Annotated in this window: 18 protein-coding genes; 6 read left to right on the top strand and 12 right to left on the bottom strand. The window is 54.8% G+C overall.

The window, feature by feature from the left end; genetic code table 11:
* Positions 1 to 140: 140 nt before the first annotated feature.
* The 4 genes from lpxB to BQ7486_RS11210 all read right to left on the bottom strand — a co-directional run bounded on the left by lpxB (position 141) and on the right by BQ7486_RS11210 (position 4,234).
* Positions 141 to 1,325 (bottom strand): lipid-A-disaccharide synthase, encoded by a 1,185-nt coding sequence (gene lpxB / locus BQ7486_RS11225; protein ID WP_022373163.1) that lies wholly within the window; start codon positions 1,323 to 1,325, stop codon positions 141 to 143.
* Positions 1,322 to 2,113 carry an acyl-ACP--UDP-N-acetylglucosamine O-acyltransferase gene (gene lpxA / locus BQ7486_RS11220; RefSeq protein WP_022373164.1) on the bottom strand — a complete coding sequence of 264 codons (792 nt, stop codon included), beginning with the start codon at positions 2,111 to 2,113 and terminating at the stop codon, positions 1,322 to 1,324. The genes lpxB and lpxA overlap by 4 nt, the downstream gene beginning before the upstream one ends.
* A 115-nt stretch (positions 2,114 to 2,228) precedes the next feature.
* Entirely contained in the window at positions 2,229 to 2,678 is a 450-nt protein-coding gene (fabZ, locus tag BQ7486_RS11215) for a 3-hydroxyacyl-ACP dehydratase FabZ (protein WP_022373165.1), read from the bottom strand.
* A gap of 170 nt (positions 2,679 to 2,848) precedes the next feature.
* Positions 2,849 to 4,234 (bottom strand): MFS transporter, encoded by a 1,386-nt coding sequence (locus BQ7486_RS11210; RefSeq protein ID WP_084765934.1) that lies wholly within the window; start codon positions 4,232 to 4,234, stop codon positions 2,849 to 2,851.
* 653 nt (positions 4,235 to 4,887) lie between these two features.
* Here BQ7486_RS11210 and dcuC point away from each other — a divergent pair.
* The 3 genes from dcuC to BQ7486_RS11195 all read left to right on the top strand — a co-directional run bounded on the left by dcuC (position 4,888) and on the right by BQ7486_RS11195 (position 8,329).
* Positions 4,888 to 6,267 (top strand): C4-dicarboxylate transporter DcuC, encoded by a 1,380-nt coding sequence (gene dcuC, locus BQ7486_RS11205; RefSeq protein ID WP_074010060.1) that lies wholly within the window; start codon positions 4,888 to 4,890, stop codon positions 6,265 to 6,267.
* A gap of 23 nt (positions 6,268 to 6,290) precedes the next feature.
* Positions 6,291 to 7,436, top strand: a complete 1,146-nt coding sequence (iadA, locus tag BQ7486_RS11200; RefSeq protein WP_074010059.1) for a beta-aspartyl-peptidase — start codon at positions 6,291 to 6,293, stop codon at positions 7,434 to 7,436.
* Between the two features lie 173 nt (positions 7,437 to 7,609).
* On the top strand, positions 7,610 to 8,329 hold the full coding sequence (locus BQ7486_RS11195) for an aminotransferase class I/II-fold pyridoxal phosphate-dependent enzyme (protein ID WP_162272268.1): 720 nt from the start codon (positions 7,610 to 7,612) through the stop codon (positions 8,327 to 8,329).
* Here the strand turns inward: BQ7486_RS11195 and BQ7486_RS11190 are convergent, their stop codons facing one another.
* From BQ7486_RS11190 to BQ7486_RS11175, 3 genes are all read right to left on the bottom strand, one after another.
* Positions 8,330 to 9,220 (bottom strand): carcinine hydrolase/isopenicillin-N N-acyltransferase family protein, encoded by an 891-nt coding sequence (locus BQ7486_RS11190; RefSeq protein WP_074010057.1) that lies wholly within the window; start codon positions 9,218 to 9,220, stop codon positions 8,330 to 8,332.
* Positions 9,221 to 9,619: 399 nt separating this feature from the next.
* Positions 9,620 to 10,882 carry a M20/M25/M40 family metallo-hydrolase gene (locus BQ7486_RS11180; RefSeq protein WP_074010055.1) on the bottom strand — a complete coding sequence of 421 codons (1,263 nt, stop codon included), beginning with the start codon at positions 10,880 to 10,882 and terminating at the stop codon, positions 9,620 to 9,622.
* A gap of 106 nt (positions 10,883 to 10,988) precedes the next feature.
* On the bottom strand, positions 10,989 to 11,912 hold the full coding sequence (locus tag BQ7486_RS11175; protein ID WP_143183158.1) for an AAA family ATPase: 924 nt from the start codon (positions 11,910 to 11,912) through the stop codon (positions 10,989 to 10,991).
* Between the two features lie 419 nt (positions 11,913 to 12,331).
* Between BQ7486_RS11175 and BQ7486_RS11170 the strand changes: the two genes are divergently transcribed.
* Both BQ7486_RS11170 and BQ7486_RS11165 read left to right on the top strand, forming a co-directional pair.
* The gene (locus BQ7486_RS11170; RefSeq protein ID WP_074010053.1) at positions 12,332 to 13,045 is read left to right on the top strand and encodes an SIMPL domain-containing protein; all 714 of its coding nucleotides are present in this window, start codon (positions 12,332 to 12,334) and stop codon (positions 13,043 to 13,045) included.
* Positions 13,046 to 13,132: 87 nt separating this feature from the next.
* Positions 13,133 to 13,327, top strand: a complete 195-nt coding sequence (locus tag BQ7486_RS11165; RefSeq protein WP_074010052.1) for a hypothetical protein — start codon at positions 13,133 to 13,135, stop codon at positions 13,325 to 13,327.
* Between the two features lies 1 nt (position 13,328).
* Here the strand turns inward: BQ7486_RS11165 and BQ7486_RS11160 are convergent, their stop codons facing one another.
* On the bottom strand, positions 13,329 to 13,718 hold the full coding sequence (locus BQ7486_RS11160) for a thermonuclease family protein (RefSeq protein WP_074010051.1): 390 nt from the start codon (positions 13,716 to 13,718) through the stop codon (positions 13,329 to 13,331).
* A 372-nt stretch (positions 13,719 to 14,090) separates the two neighbouring features.
* Between BQ7486_RS11160 and BQ7486_RS11150 the strand changes: the two genes are divergently transcribed.
* A complete protein-coding gene (locus tag BQ7486_RS11150) occupies positions 14,091 to 15,272 on the top strand; it encodes a restriction endonuclease subunit S (RefSeq protein ID WP_084765927.1) in 1,182 nt (393 codons plus the stop codon).
* Positions 15,273 to 15,367: 95 nt separating this feature from the next.
* On the opposite strand, the gene BQ7486_RS11145 is transcribed toward BQ7486_RS11150, so the two are convergent.
* The 4 genes from BQ7486_RS11145 to BQ7486_RS11130 all read right to left on the bottom strand — a co-directional run bounded on the left by BQ7486_RS11145 (position 15,368) and on the right by BQ7486_RS11130 (position 20,838).
* Positions 15,368 to 17,101, bottom strand: a complete 1,734-nt coding sequence (locus tag BQ7486_RS11145) for an AAA family ATPase (RefSeq protein WP_074010049.1) — start codon at positions 17,099 to 17,101, stop codon at positions 15,368 to 15,370.
* 379 nt (positions 17,102 to 17,480) lie between these two features.
* Complete coding sequence (locus tag BQ7486_RS11140) at positions 17,481 to 18,374, bottom strand: Abi family protein (protein ID WP_162272267.1); 894 nt, start codon at positions 18,372 to 18,374, stop codon at positions 17,481 to 17,483.
* Positions 18,375 to 18,669: 295 nt separating this feature from the next.
* Complete coding sequence (locus BQ7486_RS11135) at positions 18,670 to 19,479, bottom strand: hypothetical protein (RefSeq protein ID WP_074010047.1); 810 nt, start codon at positions 19,477 to 19,479, stop codon at positions 18,670 to 18,672.
* A gap of 174 nt (positions 19,480 to 19,653) precedes the next feature.
* Positions 19,654 to 20,838 carry a hypothetical protein gene (locus BQ7486_RS11130; RefSeq protein WP_074010046.1) on the bottom strand — a complete coding sequence of 395 codons (1,185 nt, stop codon included), beginning with the start codon at positions 20,836 to 20,838 and terminating at the stop codon, positions 19,654 to 19,656.
* Between the last annotated feature and the right edge of the window lie 110 nt (positions 20,839 to 20,948).

Genomic DNA, 20,948 nt, shown 5'->3' with positions numbered 1-20,948 from the left:
ATTTCTTAACGCCGTTAAGCTTAACCGCGTTAAGAAAATCAGATAACTGATATTAAAAAAACATATTAATTATCAGAAATTAAAACGCATCAGCGGCCCGCAGGTAGCCCCGTCGCGGTGTCCGCTTTGCGCTCTGCCTGCTACCGGAAAACCGACATAATCGCGTCGACAGCGAGATCCGCCGTCGGCCGAAGAAGCGACTCATGCAGCGCCGTAAAGCGCTCGGCGAGTTCCGCGGCGCGGGAGGGCCGCATCTCATGAATGAGGCCGCACGCGAGGGCGTCAGGCGTACAGAAGTACTGCAGAAACTCCGGCACCACCACGCTTTGCAGCAGTATGTTCGGCAGGCTCACGTACGGGATGAGCCCTTTTTTACGAAACATCATGGCCGTCAACCCCGGCATGACGTACCCCACGACCATCGGCTTTTTATAGAGCGCCGCTTCAAGGGCTGCGGTACCCGAAGCCGTCATCACGGCGTCACTGGCTTCAAGCACCCGGTGGCTTTTACCGGTAATGACGGTGGTTCTCTCCGCGATCCGCGGATACTTTTTCACCGCGTTTTCAATCTGCGCGCGGCGGGCGTCATCGACCGCCGGAATCACAAAGTATCCGGCCCCAAGCCTCTCAAGCAGCCGCTCGCACGCCTGAAAGAAAATGGGGGCGCACCCGGAGACTTCACTCACGCGCGACCCGGGCAGAACCGCAAAAAGGGGCTCCCCCTTTGTATCCAGACCGAGTTCCGCGCGCGCGGCCGCGGGGTCGGGCTTCATCGGAATGATGCCCGCCAAAGGGTGCCCCACGTAGGTTGCCGGAATCCCCGCCTGATCGTAGATCGTCTTTTCAAAGGGAAAGATGAGAAGCACGTGGTCCGCAGCCCGCCGGATCTTTTCAATGCGCTCGGGCCGCCACGCCCAAATCGAGGGCGAGACAAAATGCACCGTGGGGATCCCTTCACGCCTTAGGGCCGTTTCAATGCCGAGGTTGAAGTCAGGCGCATCCACGCCGATAAAGGCGCGGGGGTGCAGGGTCTTGATGCGGCTGATCATGCGGCTTCTGAGCCACAAAAGGGACGGGAGTTTCTTTAAAACCTCGACGTACCCCATCACCGAGAGGCGGTCACTCGTATACCAGGGAAAAAGCCCGGCTTCAAGCATCTTTTCGCCACCGATACCGAACTGCAGGGCCCCTCCCATGCGGCGCTCAAGTTCCGGGAGAACGAGGCTGGCGAGAAAGTCGCCGCTTGCCTCACCCGCAAGCCAGGCAACGCCGCTTGAAGGGGAGCGCGACACCGCGGGCACCAGGGCCGTCACTGCACCCGTCATCGGATGATGCCGCGGGGGCTGTTTTGAACGAAGTCCTTCAGGTGCGTGAGTTCCGCACGGTATTCTTCCGGAGCCCCGTCAATAATCGTCTGCATTTCGGCGACGGCATCGGAAACAAGGTTTCCTTCCCGGTAAATCGCGTGATAGCAGTCTTTGAGAAGCTTTAAGAGTTCGGCCGAAAACCCGGCGCGGCGCAGACCCACGAGGTTGAGGCCGTGGGGCTGCGCAGGGTTACCCGAGCAGATCATAAAGGGGGGCACATCACGCAAAATGCCGGAGGCGCCCCCGACCATGGCCCGGCGCCCGACGCGCGTGAACTGATGCAGGCCCGTCTGGCCCCCGATCACGGCGTAGTCTTCGACGGTGACATGGCCGGCTAAAGCGCAGTTATTGGCAATGATCGTGTTGTCGCCCACCTTGCAGTCGTGCGCAACGTGGACGTTGGCCATCAGAAGGTTTCCGCTTCCCACCCGCGTAATCCCCTCGTCCTGGACGGTGCCGATGGAAAGCGTGCAGTTTTCGCGGATGACGTTATTGTCTCCGACAATGAGGACGGTGTCTTCACCGGCGTACTTTTTGTCCTGGGGTTCGCAGCCGATCGCAGCGCCCTGAAAGATGCGGTTACCCTTGCCGACGGTCGTAGAGCCCCTCACGGTCACGTGACTCATGAGAACAGTACCCGCTCCGATTTTCACCTTGCCTTCAACGATACAGAAGGGACCTACGACAACGCTCTCATCGAGCTCAGCCTTCGGATCCACAAGGCTTGACGGATGAATGACCGGCATAGTTTTATCTCCGCAGAAGTTTGTACGGTATTGTCCTCACAAAAACGAAACCGCGCAAGAGTTTGAGAAAAAATCTTGCGCGGCTCAACAGATTGGGGACAGATTTATCCGTGCGTTATTCCACCGGACGGCGGGCGCACATCATCTTGGCGGTGGCGGCAACGTGGCCGTCAACGGTTGCAACGGCTTCGTACCAGCCGATACCGGCACGGTCCTTGATGTACTTGCACTCAAAAATGAGCTGGTCTCCGGGGATCACCACGCGCTTAAAGCGCGCTTCATCAATACCGGCAAAGTAAAAGAGCGCCTTCTCTTTTTTCTGCTCTTCGGTCAAACGCGACATCGCAAGCACCGCACAGGCCTGCGCCATGGCTTCGATGATCAACACACCGGGCATCACCGGGAATTCCGGGAAGTGTCCCGTGAACTGCGGTTCGTTGGCGGTAACGTTTTTCAGAACCTTGCAGGTCGTCAGATCCTCGCTGATTTCGAGCACACGGTCAATCAGCAGAAACGGATAGCGGTGCGGAAGCATCCGCATGATGTCATTGATATTGGTGGTCATAGTGCTGAAATCAGCTTCAGGCTTTACGAAAGGAAATGAGGGGTGCGGAAAACTTTTCCGCAGCGTCAGCGCATGATAAACCGTAGGGAGCCGCGCGGCATGAAAAATCCCCGCCGCAGTCGTAAAACCGTGACGGGGATTTTCCCTCTCATCCGAATTAATGAGGCGCTTTAGCGGCGGCTCTCATCGGCGCGGACAGCCGCGGAATTAAGTTCATAAGCGCTTGCTTCACGCATACCGTGAATCTCGCGGCGGCCGCTGTAAACCTTGGCCATCGACATGGCGGTAAGAATGGAGAGCACCCCCACCGCAACGATGTAGAACCCGAGCCCCATCGCACCGAACGTATCGGGGTGCGTCTTACCGTAGGTGTGCAGTGCAAACGCAAGCTGCGGCGTCACGGCGCCCGAGATGGCGTAGGCGATGTTGTAGGCAAAGGAAATACCCGAGAAGCGGATGCGCGGTTCAAAGACGTCGCTCATGAAGATCGGGCAGAAATTCATGATGCCGCCAAAGAAACAGGTCGCCATGTAAAGAATCCAGGCCGTGGTGTTGTTCACCGCCCCGGAGTAAAGCTCCATGAGGAAGAGGAACCCGCAGAGAGCAAACCCGGCACTAAAGAGAATGCACACCGAGCTCGGACGGAAGTGATCCGACAATTTACCGGTGATCATGCAGCTCGCGACAATGCACACAAGCCCGGAGAGCTGGAAGTACACCGTGTTAAAGGGGTTGAGCTTCATGACGCCGCCCGCAAAGGTGGGCATCAGCAGAATGAAGATCACGATACAGGTTGTGAGCACCCAGGTAATAAACATCGAAATCCAGATGCCGTAGCGCGAGGTCTGAAGCACTTCCTTTAAGGGGAAGCGGGCAAGAACCTTGCTCGAGCGCATCTTCTGAAAGACCGGGGTTTCCTGCAGGAACCGGCGCAGGTAGATCGAAATCAGACCGAAGATACCGCCCAAGACAAAGGGAACACGCCAGGCCCAGTCATGGAGTTCCGGCTGCGTGTAGATAAAGTTCATCGCAAGGGTCACAACGCTGCCCAACAAAATGCCGGCCGTCACGGAGCCCGTCAGGATGCCGAGATACGTGTTCTTCTGACCCGCGGGCGCGTGCTCATGAATAAAGACCCAGGCTCCCGGGAGTTCCCCGCCGATTGCGATACCCTGGCAGATACGCACAAGGATGAGCAGCAGGGGCGCCGCGTAGCCGATCGTTTCATAGGTCGGCACGATCGCCAGAGAAAAGGTCGGGATGACCATCAGCGCAATCGAGAGCATGAACATGTTCTTGCGGCCGAAGCGGTCACCGAAGTGCGCCATCACGACGCCCCCGAGAGGACGTGCGAGGTACCCTGCGGCAAACGTGCCGTAAGTGTTGAGTAGTGCCCAGAACTCGCCGATGCCCGCCGGGAAGAAGTGTTCCGAAATAATCTTGGCGAAGAAGAAAACGATAATGAAGTCGTAAAACTCCAGAACCCCGCCCAACGAAGAAAGCCCGAGTGTTTTCCACTCCTGCTTATTGAGCGTTCCAGATACATCGGTGCTCATAGTTGCACTGCTCCAACAAAAATAAGTGAAACAAAAGATGAGTAAGACGCTTCCTTTCATGCATCTTCTTTTACCCCATCATCAGAATTCGGGCGAGTCTACGCGCGCGAACCTGTTTTTCCGCTGGATTTTTAGGGCTTTGCCCCCTTTCTTTCGGACTTTCTTAATTAAAGACGAGGCGGTTAGCCAATGCCGCTTAAGGCGAGTTGCCTAATTTTCGATTTTCGTCCCGCTTCCCGTTTACACAAACCATGCCGAAAACGTACGGCAAAAACAGCTTTTGCCGTGCCTAAAAATTAAGCACGGATAAAAGTTCCTGAGATTTCAGAGCGTTTCATTTTTGCGCGGCGGGTTGTTCACAGGTTTTGTGGAAAACTTCACCGTGTCAATACCGTTGATTTTTCATTATTTCATTTGATTTCAATGGTTGCATATGGACGAAAGTTTGAAAATCAACGGCAAAACCGCACGGCTGCACGCTTGGCGCAGGCTGCGTCAACGATGCCGCAAGACGTTCCATAAAATTTTATCGGGAAATGTACGTAAAAACCCTTACATAAACGTGAAACAAAGGGTAGAATCTTGAATCAGAGCGGACCAGAACCTAAAATTTCGATCATAAAAATTTCTACAAACCCAAAGGAGCATTTCCCATGCTGGGCGTCATCATTACGCTCGCTGCCGTTGCGGCGATTGCGTACTTCGTCATTAAAAACTACTACCCGCCGATCATCCTTCTGATCATCGGTCTCATTCTGCTCTTGATTGCCGGCCTCACAGGCACCCCGCCCGTGGGCGCCAAAACGAGCACCCACTTTTTCGGCTTTGACCTCGCGCAGGCCTTCACGGATCTGATGAAAAGCCGCCTGCCGGGGCTGGGCCTCAACATTATGGCGATTGCCGGTTTTTCGTTTTACATGAACAAAATCGGGGCTTCAAAAGCGCTGGTAAAGCTCTGCATCAAGCCGCTTGCGGCAATCCGCTCACCCTACCTGCTCTTAGCCGTCACCTACATCGTGGGGCAGCTCATGGCGCTGTTTATTAACTCTGCCGTGGGTCTGGGGCTTCTGTTGATGGCCTCGATCTACCCCCTGCTCGTATCGCTCGGTGTGCGGCGTGCCGCAGCCGCTGCGGTGATTGCGTCCACGTGCTGCCTTGACCTGGGACCGGGTTCCTCAAACGCCATGCGTGCCGCCGACCTCATCAACACCGATGTCGTCACCTACTTTGTGCAGGGCCAGATTCCAGTGGCTATCTGCGTGATGATTGCCGTTGCCGCCGGACACTTCCTTGTGCAGCGCTGGTTTGACCGCCGCGAAGCCGCCAAAGGCATTGACGACACGCCCGCCGGTGACACGTCGGATAAAACGAAAGACGCCTTCGAGGGTGCCGGTCCCGTGCACTATGCGATTCTCCCGATCCTGCCGCTTTTCCTTCTGATCGTCTTTTCTCCGATGGTCTACAGCGCGGTAAAACTCTCCCTTGTGACCGCGATCATCGTCTCGGTTCTGATTGCCTTCGTGGTGGATCTCATCACTCGCCGGTCCTTTAAGACGAGCTGCAAGGACAGCCAGTCGATTTTCGAAGGCATGGGTAAGGTCTTCACGTCCACCGTGAGCCTTATCTGCTGCGCTGAACTCTTTGCCCTAGGGCTCACCAAGCTCGGCGGCATCAGCACGCTCATTCAGTTGGCGGCAAGCCAGGAAGGCTCGGGACTTTTCCTGATGCTCTTTATCATGCTCGCGATCATGATCATCGCGACCGTTGTAACGGGGTCAGGGAACTCCGCGTTCTTCGCGTTTTCGCCCTTGCTGCCTGAAGCTGCGGCAAGCGTTGGCTACAACACCATTGCCCTGGTCGTTCCCGTGCAGTTGGCGGCCGGGCTTTCCCGCGCCATGAGTCCGATTGCGGGTGTTGTGATTGCCGTGTCCGGCATTTCCGGCATTACGCCCATTGAACTCATACGGCGCACGATTCCGGTGATGATCATCGGCATCATCGTAAACGTCGCGGCTTCCCTTCTTTTCCTCTGATCCGTTTTGTAAGGTGAACACAAATGGCACTTCTCATTAAAAACGCTCATGTCTATACGCCGGCTGACGCCGGCATCAAGGATGTCCTCATCGTCAACGACCGCGTGGCGGCCGTTGAGGACAACCTCACCGTCACGATGCTGGATCTGGCAACACTCGACGCCAAAGGCCTCATCCTCACGCCGGGCTTTATTGATCAGCACATCCACGTCACCGGTGGCGGCGGCGAAGGCGGGCCCAAGACCCGCACGCCCGAACTTGTTCTCTCCGAACTCATCGCCTGCGGCACCACAAGCGTCGTGGGTGTTTCCGGTACTGACGGCACCTCCCGCTCCATTCCGAATCTTCTTGCGAAGATCCGGGCGCTTAAAGCCGAAGGGGTTTCTGCGTGGATGTACACGAGTAACTACGCCTATCCTCCGACAACCTTAACGACTTGCGTGCGCGACGACCTCTTTTTCGTGCCGGAAGTTGTGGGTGTGAAGATCGCGATGGGGGACCACCGCTCAAGCTTCCCGAGCGAAGACGAAGTCCTGCGGCTTCTCACGCAGATCCGCGTGGGCGCGATGGTGGCAGGAAAACTCGGGGTTCTGCACATTCACCTCGGGACCATCCCCGGGCCCTTTGAAATTTTCGGGGATATCGTGAAGCGCGGCTTTCCGATCCGCCACATCCGTCCGACGCACTGCGCGCGCGACAAGGCGGTCTTTGAGGGCGCTGTGAAGTTTGCGGTTGCGGGCGGCTACATGGACGTAACGACCGGCGGGTCCTGCGCTTTTGCCACTCCGGCGCACGCGGCATTTGAAGCGCTCAAAGCAGGCGTTCCGGCCGATCATCTCACGATGAGCTCGGACGGCCACGGCTCGGTCCCGCGCTTTAACGAAAAGGGCGAAATGGTGGGCTTGGGTGTGGGCGGCGTTGCAAGTAACCTGCGCGACTTTAAGCGCCTCATCGGAGAGCTCAACGTCCCGATGGAGACGGCGCTTGCGCTTTTGACGCGCAACGTTGCAAAGGCGCTGGAACTCAAAGGTAAGGGCGAAGTCGCCGCCGGGAGTTCCGCCGACCTCTGCCTCTTTGACGAGAACATGAACCTTCGCCACGTTTTTGCCCTGGGTCAGCAGATGATGCGTGATGGGGAAATCGTCGTGAAGGGTACGTTTGAAGAGTAACTGCGTATCTCCTGAGCCCAAACTCGCGTCAGGCCTGGTCCCGGCGCGGGTTTTGTTTTGGCGGGTCTCCAGACCTTCTTTTTCGTCCGCTTTTGTCTAGAGCGGCAGTTACGTACCATTAGATGTCATGCTACCTTTCGCCACCCCTTCAACCTTTCATGGAGTGGCAAAACATGCGATATTCGCAGGAGTTCAAAGACAACGTCGTAGCGTGCCTGCTGAGCAAGGAGCTCAGCATCTCTGAAGCCGTGGAGCAGTACTCGATCGGCAAATCAACGATCTCGTACGGGGTCACGGTGATTTCAGACGAAATCCACGGGGAATTTGTGTTTAAAGGCCGCCGTTACACGCCCTTTGCCGCAGCACACGGCAATTCCCTCAGAGAGGGCGTGATGCACACGAGCACATCCAAGAGCTTTAACACCGCCGGGCTTCAGATCGCCTCAATCATCACCGCCGACCCCGCGCTTCGCGCCAAAATCGAACGTGCCGTTAACGTGAACGAAGTCTGCGACGTCAATCCCTTCGGGCCCGCGGCCGCCGTTGCCGCCTATAACGAAGGAGAAGCCTGGCTTGACGCGCTCATTGCCTACATCGAGGAAAACGACAGGACGCTTCGGGCGTTTTTTGCCGGACACCTTCCTGACTTTCCCGTGATGCCTTTGGAAGGCACCTATCTTGAGTGGGTCGACATTTCAGCCCTCGGCGCAGACTCCCGCACGGTGCAGGCCTCACTTAAGGAGCACGAAAAGGTGTGGCTTAACACCGGCATGAATTACGGCGAGGATGCGGGGCGCCACTACCTCAGAATCAACATCGCCTGCCCGAGAAGCCGCCTCACGGAAGGATTAAAGCGCATTGAAGCGAGCCTTAAACGCCTTAAGACCGCCTGATCACTTTCCGGCCAAAAAGTCCGCTGTCGTTTTCCTAAAGTCCGCCAGCGTCACCGTGCGGCGGACAGTCTGCAGGGAATCGGGATCCATGGCGCGGGTTCGCCACGTAAAGTAAACCTCAAGGGGACCGGCCTTGGGGGTCTTTACCACCATTGCCGCGAGCGTCTGAAAGCCCTCGGGCTTTGTGCCCGTACGCCAGATGCTGTTTACCGGCCCCGAGTTGCGGTCGCGGGTCATGGCGATAAAGGTGTCCGTTGTAAAAGGCTTCTCTTTTTCAGAAAGAAGCGAGCATATTCTCTCGAGCCTTATGCGGCTGCTCTGCCCCACCTTTTCGTTCAGAGCTTTGGATTCCAGTTCGATAAAGTGATTGGTGTGTGCGGCCGTGCCTTTTTCCGTCACCCTTACCGTGGTTTTGCCGCCCGGCATCACCTCAACCACCACGACTTTTGTTTTGTCGGCAAGGATGTAATTCACAGGCTCCTTAAAGATTTCCGGGTGAGCGAGCACCTCATCGACCGTGGCGTAATGCCGGGCGATCCACTCCGGGGCACGCAACCCCTCCTTTTCAAAGCGCGCGTAGGTAAGGCGCTTCTCTTTGGGGATGCCGCCTGATGCGGAGCGTGCGACAACAAGGCCCTTTTCGTTGACACCCATATTGAAGTGCCCCTTGCGGCCCGTGAAAAGCCCCATGTAGGCATAACCGTCCGAGGGCCGCACGATGTCAAAGAACTGCCGTCCGGGATGCTCGTCACGTGTTTTCGCAAGGATCGTGCCGCCGCCTCCAACAACGCCCTCACCCGCAGCGCCGAAAAGCGTACAGGCGAAAGACGGTTGGGCTGTGAGAAGCATGAGGCCCGCAAAGGCGGTGAGGGAAAATTTGGCAAGGGACATGATTCAAAGGTACTCAAGGAAAGTTTTCCGCTGACGACGCAGGACGCGAGCAGAAAGACCGCACGGAACAGTTTCGGCAAACAAGTCACCTGCCGTGCATTTTCTCCCAAAGTGTATAGGCCGCCGCGATCAGTNCTGCTTGCTCTCTGGCAATCCTGAGCCAGTACGAGATCGTTGATTTGCCGATCGAGTACTGCTCCACGGCTTCAGAGATGCTGAGCTCCTTGCTCAGCAGGCGCGCTACGACGTTGTCTTTGAACTCCTGCGAATATCGCATGTTTTGCCACTCCATGAAAGGTTGAAGGGGTGACGAAAGGCAGTATGACATCTAATGAATCCCTTCAAGCCAAAGCCAGAGGGGATTCCCGTGAGAGCCTAATTTCTCAGCCGAGTTGCGGCTTAAGCGCGCTTGGGCAGCAGCGGCGTCGTATCCTCAGCCCCCACCAAAGCAGCGGCCGTGAGGAAAATCATCTGCGGTCCGAGATGAATGTCGATGCGGTCGAAGTACTCCTTAAGTGTGTGGCTGTTGACCTGTTTGCCGCCCGCGGAAAGGCAGGTGGCGGGTACTCCCTGACTCACAGGGGCATTGGCGTCCGTTGAGGAGTAGCCGTAGTTTGTGAGTTCAATGCCCAAAAGCTTCTGTGCGGCGCGCGCGGTCTGTAGCACCGGGCAGTCGTCGGGCCTGACACCAGCCGGACGGTCGCCGATCTGGGTCTTCGTAACCTTAAGCATCTTTTCCGGATCGGTGATGTTCCAGATCGCGTTTTCTTCCGCGGCCCCTTCATCAAAGCACTTGAGAATTTCGGCCTCAAGCTTAAGAAGGTGATCGTTATCGAGGCTGCGCATGTCGATGTCGACTTCGCAGTGTGCGGCGATGGTGTTTACCGTCGTGCCGCCCTTGATGGTGCCGATCGTGAAGGTGGTCTTCGGGGGTTCAGGGACCTTGACGTGCGCAACCTTGGCGCCGGCGATGCACATTGCGTGAATGGCGCTCGGGACCTTGCCGAAGGCGGCGTATGAGTGGCCGGCAGGGCCGTCGATGCTCACGCGCCAGCGGTGAGAGCCGATGGCCCCTTTCAGAATACGGCCCACGTCGGTGTTGTCGATCGCGATAAAGCCGTCCACCTTGTGGTGGGCATTAAACCACTTGGAGCCGCGGGTGTCGCCGTTGCCTTCTTCGCCGACGGTACCCACAAACCACAGATCGCCCTCGGTTTCAATACCGGTTTCGTTAAAGCAGCGCAGAACCTGAAGAAGAGCACGCTGCCCCGAGCAGTTGTCGCCGATGCCGGGCGCGGTGTAGCGGTTGCCTTCCTGATGAACCGTCACGTCGGTTCCTGCGGGAAACACCGTATCCATGTGGGCGCCCAACGCAAGCGACGGGCCCTTTCCCTTGCCCGGGCGGCGGCCCACGACGTTGCCGATCTCATCAATCGTGACGTCGGTTAAGCCGTAGAGCTTCATGCGCCGCGCAATTTCCTGCGCGCGCACGCATTCTTCAAAGGTGGGAGCCGGAATTTCGCAGATTTCACACTGTTCCTTCATCGCCTTGTCGCTTTCTTCAAGCGCAGTGGCAATGCCGCGGGCAATCTTGGGGTTGGCTTTGAGAGCCTCAACCGCCGCGAGAATTTTTGTGTCCAGTGCGGGAATCGCTTCAGGCATGGATGTTCCTCCGATGTGGGTTACAACTAAGCAATCCCTCCATCATAACTGTTTCCCGGCACACAGACGCAGCGGCTTTGCGCTTATCGGACTTTTACCCGGCGCCTTAACATTCGGGCGGCATCAACGGATACAAAAACCGAAACCAGAAGGCAAGATGCGCGTCAGTGAGACGCCGACGGTAGTCTGTTGTCTTTGATGCCCCCAAGGGACGCTCGCGCTCGATAAGCCGGAAGTGCTTCTCCAGCCGGAAAAGGTGCCCGTCAATCGAGTGCCCTCTGAAGTAAGACGCGAGGCCGCTGCGCCGGCTTTTGCCTTCAGCAATGCGCTGCGGCAGCTCAAAGTAAACCTGACAGTCAGACTTAAAGGCCGTCTTTAGGAGCGTTTCGGCCTCCTGCTGGAAATAGGAGCGGGGTTGGGCGACGGACCGGATCATTTGGCGGGCGGAGGTGCAGCCCGCCTCCGTCAGAACTTTGATGTACTGCGGGATGCCGCCTGTGACGGCAAAGAGCGTCAGAAGGTCGTCGGGCTTCCGGGTAGGGTAATGCTCGGTGAGGATCGTTTTAATGACGCCGGTCGAAAACGGGCGCAGGGTCAGTTCGCCGCAGGCGCGGGCACAGAGCGGAGAAAAGCGGTCGTCCGTCATGCTGCGCCCGGCACCGTCTGATACCGTGAGAACGTGCAGAAGTTGGGTGTCTTTGCGGTATTTGTCCCGTAGGACTGCGAGGTCAGTCACGAGCGCAGGTTCAACGGTTTCGGCGTTTTGAAACTCATCGAGAACCACCGTCATCGGTGTTTTGGCACTTTGTTTGAGCAGAAATTCGATCGTCCCGGCAATGGTTGCGGCAGGGGGCGGAAATTTTTCCAGACCCAATGTCGCAGCATTAAACCGCCAAAAAGCCTCAACGTTGGTTTTGGCCGTTTTTTCATCGCTGATATGGAAAAAGAGGCAGGGCGGCGGGCCGTTCGTAAAGGCAGGGTTTGCGAGTGTTGTCCTTCCTATGCGGCGTCTGCCGGAGATGATGGCCATGCGGCTTGCGTCGTCCTCAACCCGGCGGGAAAACGCCCGGAGAGCCGCCGATTCTCTTGTGCGGTCGTAAAACCTGAAAGTCATTTTCGTAACGTTTATAAGCTTATGGCAAAAACTTATGGCCGAAAATTTTTTGCGTTCCGGACTTTGACTGGTGGTTCGATTCATGCGGAGCGTAAGAAAAACCGTGTTGCGCATTGTCGTTTCCTTTGGCGGCGGCACCCGCGCAAATAACCGGCAGCACGTCTGAAACCGTCAGAGAAATAAGACAATACAGCAGGACGCGCCCTCGGGCATGGTTTCAGAAGAGGGCTCCCGTGTGAGGCTCCTCCTTAACAATTGCTTTCAGCTGAAAGCACCGTCTTTGCAGCCGAAACTCCTATAGTAGAGGTACTTCGAAATTCTGTGAGGAGCAAACCATGGACACCCGCAGCGTCACCGCGAGCGTGATTTTGGCCGTCGGCATTGCCGGAGGCTTTGCGCTTTTAGGCAGCAACATCTCAAGCGGCATTGAAAGCTTCGTTAACCGCGACAGCATCGTGACCGTCAAGGGCCTCTCCGAGCGCCAGGTCAAGGCCGACCGCGTTATCTGGCCCGTGGGGTTTCGTGAGCTCGGCGACGACCTGCAGGACGTTTACGGCCGCATTGAAAAGCACAAGGACCAGGTGGTGGCTTTTTTAAAAGAGGCGGGCTTAACGGACGCGGAAATCGAGGTGGCAAGTCCCCAGGTCACCGACGCACAGGCTGAGATGTACGCCAATCAGAAAAGCCGCTACCGCTACTCGATGACGCAGACGGTGACGGTATCAAGCGACAAGGTGGACCTTGTGCGCGACCTTCTGGTGCGCCAGAGCGACCTCATCAAAGCCGGCGTGACGCTTGTGGGTGACTACAGCTGGCGCACGAGCTTTCAGTTTACGGGGCTCAACACCGTCAAGCCCGCAATGATTGAAGAGGCGACGAAAAACGCCCGCGCCTCGGCCGAAAAGTTTGCGCAGGACTCCGGCAGCATTCTCGGAAAAATCCGCCGCGCCAACCAGGGCCAGTTTTCCATCACCGACCGCGACAGCAATACGCCCTACATTAAGAGCGTGCGCGTTGTGACGACGGTGGAGTATTTCCTCAAGGATTAACGCCATGCGCTTTTTTACCGACGGAGAAACTGTCTACCGATCCCGATACGGTGTTGGAGGGCCTTACTTCAGGCGGCGAGGCCGTCATTGCCCGCAACGGCCGGCGGCTCTGATACTGCCGCTCATAACGGTGATCTCGATCTCTCGCTTGGCCGCGTTCGTACGGCAAAAGCAATGCTCGCATTTCAAAAGCTTCAGGAGCAGGCGGCCGAGGCCGGCATCACGCAGGCTGATGTTGATGCCGAGATCGCGGCCGTGCGGGCCAAAAAGAACCGCACCTGATTTACCGCCGCAAAATCCACCGCACAAACCGCCGCAGCCAGTACATAAGGCGGGTAAAGACCGTGCGGTGGTCTTTACGCCACTGCCAGGGTGCGGTCGGGTTCTTTTCCTGCCAAAGCCCGAGCCCTTCGGTTTTTGCGAGTAGCGCGGCCTTTTTGTAAGCCGCCCGCTCTTTGGGGCTAAGCCTGTAAAAGTACTGATAGTACGGCCAGGCATAGCCCTGCCGGATCATCGTGAGGCTCATGTCCCGCTTATCGCACACAACGCGGCAGACGATGCGGCCGTAGATGTCGCGCGTCACTGCTTCGCCATCAATTTTCTTGCCGAGAATGAGTTTTCGTAAGGCTTCGGTGGCTTGCGGCCAGTAAGGCTGTTCGGTTTCCGACAGCAATCTACCTTTTTCAGGTCAATCGCCCACATGAGACGGATGATATCGTAACGTTCATTGATTTCTCAAATGACGGGTACTCTCGCCAGAACAGAAAAAAATCCACACAGAAGGTTAATCTGCGCAATAAAGACCACGCACTTGAGCGTTATGACGAGGTTACCGCAATCTGTCTCTGTAAGCAGCCGAAGACGGATTACTACACTGAAAAGAACGGACTAATTATCCGAGATACCATTTCACTTGACGGAAACGATTGGACGTTCAATCAGCATAAAAAGATAGACACCACACCGACAGAAGATGACTTTAAGAAGACTGTGGCAGATTATCTTGCTTGGAAGGTTAGTGCGATACTAAAAGGCGAGGTGAGTAATGAAGTTTAACTCCTTTCTTGTGGGTGAATTGTTCGACATTCACCCCACAACAGCCTATAAGATGGGAAACGATGAGTTGTTTTCCCATAAAGGGACAACGCTTGTTTTATCCAACTCCTCTGCGAACAATGGCATAGGCGGTTATTGTGGGCTCGCTCCAACCGAACAAGGAGGAGTGATTACGTTCTCTGATACTACAACTGGCGCAGATACAATGTTCTACCAAGCGGATCCTTTTATTGGGTACCCACATGTACAAGGCATGTATCCGTATCAACGTGACAAATGGAACGACAAGTGTTGCTTATATGTTATATCTTGCATTCGTAAATCTGCCGGCAATGGTTGGAGTTATGCGGTGAAGTTTAATCGCGCCCTTGTCAAGAAACTCTCCGTTGAACTCCCCGTCATCGCATCCTCTGATTCAAATCACAAATACACAGTAGACGATATAGATTGGCAATATATGCAAGACCGCATCGCGGAGTTGGATGCCTATTTGAAAGCTACAGGACTTAATGATTATGAACTGACGGAAGAAGACAAAGAAGTGCTCTCTCTCTCTCTCTCTCTCTCTCTCTCTCTCTCTCTCTCTCTCTCTAGAAAATCAACATCTTACGAAGCAGATGCTTTGGGAGTTACTAGCAAAAATGGGCAGGTGACGTTTAAGAAGTTTGCACTAGGATTCCTTTTTACATCCTCTACAGGAGATGTCGATCTTCAACAGAAAGACTTAAACGGAAAGGGGCAATTCTTAGTGAACAGTGGGGTTGACAATCGAGGCATTAAAGGCAGAACGGATCGGAAAGCAAAAGTATTTCCTTCAAATACAATCACGATTGATTTTTGGGGGAATGCCTACTATCGAGATTATGAATACAAGATGGCTACCCATAATCATGTTTTTTCACTATCAGGGGAAGTCATCAAGAATCGCCAAATTGGTACATATCTTGTTGGAATGCTTTCCCGTCTGTCTGATTTGTTCTCTTACAACAATATGGCAACTTGGAACAAGTTGAAAGACATTGAAATCAGCCTACCTGTCTCTTCAAATGGCGAAATTGACTTTGACTACATGGAACGCTACATCCGTGCTATCGAGAAGTTAGTAATTGCTGAAGCTGTGAAGCACAAAGATAGCGTTATAGCGACAGCCAAACAGGTTGTGAACAGGTGAAGTTCCCGTGAAGCCGTTTTCGGCGACAAAGTTCGTGCCGATTGCGCTATTCATGACTTTTTCGATATTTGGAAGGAATATCTTCTACCTCTCAGTCAATAGATTTCCAACACTTCCAGCTTCAGACCTACGAAAAGCACCACAATCCGTTTCAGGTTCGGAAGGCGCTTCAGGTCATCCGCCTTCTCGTAACGGCTGATCTGGGACTTAGCCTCCACGATCGCATCGGACTTCGCCTGGTCGGTCGCATTCTTGGGAGAAAGGTATTTCACTTCCACCAAGTACGCGCTCTGAGCCCGACTGCCGACGGTAGGAACCGCCAGAATGTCGATAAATCCCCGATCTTCCCCACGAACTTCCACTTCACTCGTGACGGTATAAGCGTTCGTAAAACTGAAGGCGCCGATAAGCAGCGTCTGAAAATCGCTTTCCTTGAGATGCGCGTACGCATGCAACCCGCTTGCCACCGTGAAACGATCGCACGTCACCCGAAAGAGCGGTTCCGGATTGCCGGCAACCAGCGCATCCAACGCCTCCAAAAAGTCTGTCGCCACAAACTCATACTGCTCCGTCTGTAGGACGTGCTTTAAGAAATACTCAAAAAATTGGATGCTGACGGCTCGATTGGGAATCACCAACTCGCGATTGTTACCCGCGGCATAGGTGAGAAAACCAAAATAGAACATCGCTGAAAGTAACGATGAACCGTCCAACTGCGTCTCTTGATTGAGATTCAGAGGCTTCAACCGCCCGGCAAACGGAATCGGCTCACGACGTAGTGCCTTCTCCACCGTCTGCCGCACAAAGGACGCATCCCCCAAACTCAGAATTTTCTCAATCTTGTTGAGATCCTGACCGAGATTGGGATCGAGGAGCGTATCCGGTTCTTCACCGAGGTTTTGCCACGTCAGCAGATAGCTGAGGCACATCGTAGGATTAAACACCGTCGTCTCGTTTTGCGGGCTGAAGCGGTACCCGTTGTACCACTCCCGCATCCGCGCCACGAGATCGTCCACGTTGAGTCCCCATTTGGAAATATCCAAAACCTGAGGCACCAACTCTCTTAACTCCGCTTCCGTAAACCCATAGAGATCGGCAAAGGCCGGAAATGTCGTGATGTTGGTCGAAATGCTGAACCCCGACGTCATGGAGTCGAGCGAAATAGACGTCACCCCGGTAATAAAGATGCGGGACACCAAACGGTTGGTGGCCGCCTTGAGTTTCGTGAAGAAATTCTTCAAGAAACCTTCCGACGACGTCATGGCTTTGAAGTGCTCCAAGTCTTGCGACAGCACCTCGTTCGCAAACTGGTCGTACTCATCAATAATGACATAGAGCTTGCGCGGAAATTCTTCTGTGAGAAGCGAGAAAAACCGACTGATCAAGGCCGACGCGCTGGGGAACGTGCCTTTCAGAACCTCATCCTGTTCCGGATGCGGGTACCGCTGAAAATAACTGCGCACCCCCGACAACACCGTTTCCTGAAACTCCGCCGCCAGAACCTGATGATTCGGCGAAGCGATGCCGGAAAAGTCCAAATGCAGAACCCGGAACTGGCTCGCAAGCGGCGTCTTATGGCTTCCGATATAGGTACCCGCAAAAACACGGTCAAACTGATCAGCCGCCGCCTCGTCGTAATAGGCTTCGAGCATATTCGTGGAAAGCGTCTTTCCGAAGCGGCGCGGGCGGACGATGAACGGATAATTGGAACCGCATCGTTCCAAAACTTCAATGAACTGGGTTTTGTCGACGTAGGCCAGTCCCTCTTCGCGGATATACGCAAAGTCCGCATTGCCATAAGGCGTGAGCTTTAACTGAGTTTCGGGCATAACTTACCTCTCTCGCCACAAAGTTCGTTGGACGGCTACCATCCGGGCTCGGTGCCACCGAAGGAAAGGCAGGTGTTTTGGGCAGCTTGAATAAACGCCCCGCAGCTGCTGCAACAATGCGTTCGGCGGTTTTCCGCGGGCCTCAGGCTCGGACTCCTCCTGCCTGAGGAGGCTCATTCTACCGGCCTGCCGACCTCTCCGCGCGAACGGTGCTGCGCAGCTGCATCAAAGGTTTTCTACGGGCCAAAAAACTCTGGGTGAATCCGCCGAAGGCGGAGAGGGCAAAGCCCTCACTGCGCTCAGACTACAACCTACTTTTTAAGAACAAAATCGGCGAAAGATCACTTGACATTCACCGAATGGAGTCCAAAAACCTTGCTTACGCCGCCTTAGCCTGTCCCCAAACCTCGTATTCTTGCCAATTCGGCGGGAAAGCCATGGATGCCAGTTGCCACGAAGTTCTTGTAGACAACAAATCTCCCAATCTCATTGGCCACGATGTCTTCGGATTGTGGGCCTTAAGTACAGCCGCCAAAAGAACGGCAAAAATGTAGAGTTTATTGCTCGATGGGATTGGGAGGAACGCATCAAACCCCGGCACAGTCAGGCTCTTGACTGTCCTCGGTGACTTCATAAAGGAACGATTCCAGAGTCTCACATGATGAGCGCATACGTTCCTCAGTTCTGTCAGCGCCACCGCAAAACTGTAGAAAGGCAAATACTTGGTAAAGCCCAGTGATTGCGCCACCTTCTTTTTCACGCTCATGTCCTGCGTGTTGTGGATCCACCGAATGAGCTCCCCAAGCGTCATAAGATGCACGCATGCCCACAGCGGCGGAAGCTCTTCGTCGTAGTTCTCGAAAAAATGCCGCACAAAAGTTTCTTTTTGGCTGCGGTCGACGTATCCCCGTAACTTGTTCAGATCCTGCCGGTAGCTCTGTTCTTTCGAAAAATTCAAAGGATCAAGATGAGCAAAGGGATTCCCCGTCAGAGTCGTCAAGTTGTAGACCCACTGCGCACGAATGTGAACCTCAATACGCTCCAGAGCCTCCCAAAACAGGCATCTCAGCTTTCTGTCAAAAATGTACAGCCCCAAGATGTCATCGAAGCTGACATTCTCTTTGAAGCGATGAACCTGCCCATGCGAAAGTTCGAACGGGATGCTGTAGGCACTGAGTCGGTAGTACCCGATACTGAGAAGGTAACGACCAGCGCGCTCGGGGTCGGAGATGTGCAGCCCGCGAGATTGGAGAAGTGCAACCTGCTCTTTCACAGGCAACGGCGGCTTAGTGAAATGAATTTTTCACACTCCAGATAAAAGAAGACCCCACTTGTTGCAGGATAGCTTTGAAGAAAAGCCAGAGCTGTGTGGGGTACGCTTGCTCGGAATGGTAAAGGAGATCACTTCCTCTGTATATACGGGTTAACACTCATATTCAAAATAGCTAGCACTCATCACCGGTTTGGTTGTATTGCTTCGTTTTCCCTACCCATCACGAATCAAACGGGATTTGTTGTGTCAGAGTGATAGTGTAGCAACCTGAAATGCGAGAGCAGAAGTACAACGTTCATTTCGAACTCGGTGAGGTGAACGACGACGGATTTTGGAAAGTCGACAGACTCAATACAGCAATGCGAAAGGCGTGGCCGCAGGAAGACTCCTTTTTGACGGCGCAGAAGAGAAGACCGTCTTTGACGTTGTCTGCCAGACGGAGGTAGATCGGCCGAAACGGATTCTCAGGTGAGATCTCAGAGTCCGCGGTAAAACTGACGAGCCAGGTTGGCGGCGTTGTCGGGTTCGTAAACGACGTCAATAACCGATTGCCGGCCTGGTCCAGTTGATCCGCGTCGGTCGTAGTGCCGGTGCAGATCACAAGTTCCCAGTAGCCGCGGTTTTGCGTTGCGGTGACGATGTCCCAAAGGTCACAGCGGAGGACGGTGTCTTTGGACATCATGGTTACGAAGAACGACGTCAAGTCGTCTGCAAGCTGAGGGCGCTGAAAAAGTACGAGAGCTGTTTCCGCCAAAGCGGCGACGGCGTGCGACGTTGCAGCAGACGGCAGCAGAACGACCGGGCAGCGGCACTCATGGCGATGTTCCTTGATCCACCGTCCGAGGTCGGCTAAAAACGTTTCGGTTGGATTCTGCATCCGGACATCAAAGAGAAAGATGCCGAAATAACGGGCAAAAGCTCTACCGAAGCGCTCCAGTTCCGAATTGGGCAGGTCGTCGGGAGAGATGCTTGCTTTTACAAGGCGATAAAGGTCGTCGTAGCTGGTGAGGGTAATACGGCGGACAAGGCAGGCCGCTTCCTCGTCTTCAATGAGAGACTCAAAACCGCAGTTTGGTGTCGTAGGAATGTTGTTGGTGCTGTCCATAGCGGGCTCCGTTGAAACTCGCCTCCCAATCCTTAGGCATTGAGAGGCGAGCATCTATAAAACTCAATCTTTCGTTCCCGGAAGAAACTTCTTCAGTTGACTCGGCAAGAAATCCTTGCCCAGCGCCTTGCAGGGTGTCGTTCGCCTTGATGAGAGGATCAAATCAGAGAGGGCTCAGGAATCGCTCCCGCCAGTAGATGCCGCTCTTTTGAACCACTCCCGCCAGTCGCTGCCGCTCTTTTCGCGGCCTTCAAGATGCTTTCGAATGCAGTTGGCGCGATCGGCCAGCACCTTGTTGGAAAGACCGTGGCTCGAAAAATGCGGCATGCTGATTAGGAGACCCTCGTGAAGGTTTTCATCTTTGGCCAAGTCGATCTCACGAACGGCAATCTTTCGTTCAGGATCACCTTCAAGACCCTCCGTCCACTGCCCATGCTTAGTTTCGCAGAGAATCTCCTCGAACTCCTCCCGTTTCCCGTTGGCAATGATGACAACCGGATTCTTTTTCAGCACTTCCGCCAATCGGTTCCGCCAGGCATTCCGCCGTGCTTCTATAAAGTCTTTCGGATAGTCAGGCGCTCCGGTGATGTCTCGAACTAGGCCGAAATCGACGCCTTTGTACATGATTCCGAGCTGATCCCAAATGTTGTGATTGGGCCGTTGAACCGGATAGAGATTGCAGTCGCAGCCAATGCCGTCGGCGGCGAAAAGACGCAGCTCTTTAACGGCCTTCTGAAGCCCTTCGCTCGTCGAATCAACGTGTTCCTCGCCAAAAAGGCTTCGCACAAAGGCCGCAAGTTTTCTAGCATATGGATAATTCAGCTGATCGAACCGCTCAGCGTCTGGCAGATACCCGAGATCCACTGCGCTGCATGAGTCGGCATCAAGGACTGTATATTTTGTCTCTCCTTTGACGAATCGGCAGCCGCCCGGCTCGTATCCGCAGAACCAGAGCGGCGAATGCCAGTTGCCGCCACGGCTGCCATACCTAACATCTCCGGCCAGCTTATTCAGCGCATGCTTCAGTGTCTCGCCCGATTTTTCACACGGCAACACTCTCTCGGCTTCGTATCGAGCCATGCTTTCGAGCCCCGCAGGCGGAAGAGCGGCAGCGCCCTTCCATTTGCTGACGACTTCATCGGGAACGGGCCGCCCCGACCTCATCCAGTCGACGAGAAGAGCAGACATAAGATCCTCAAATCCCCAGTAAGCCTTCATCGGCGATTTTTCATCATCGGCCCCGAAAGCCTGAACAAGTCTCTCGCGAATATCCGCTTCCAGTCCCGGCGAAAGCCCCACCGTTGCCGGGATGAACGTTTGGACACTCTTCGAATCCGGCATTTTTTCTCTCTCCATCATCCCAAAACCTGTCAAGCGACATAAGAATTGACCCTCAAAACGACATAAAAATTGACCCACCTCCAAAAGGGACAAAAGAACGGCATTTGACGTGCCGACCCTCCACGGCC

The organism is Duodenibacillus massiliensis (assembly GCF_900128485.1).
Taxonomy (GTDB): Bacteria; Pseudomonadota; Gammaproteobacteria; order Burkholderiales; family Burkholderiaceae_F; genus Duodenibacillus; species Duodenibacillus massiliensis.
The sequence above is the reverse complement of the archived record's forward strand: the minus strand, read 5'-3'. Positions and strand labels throughout refer to the sequence as shown.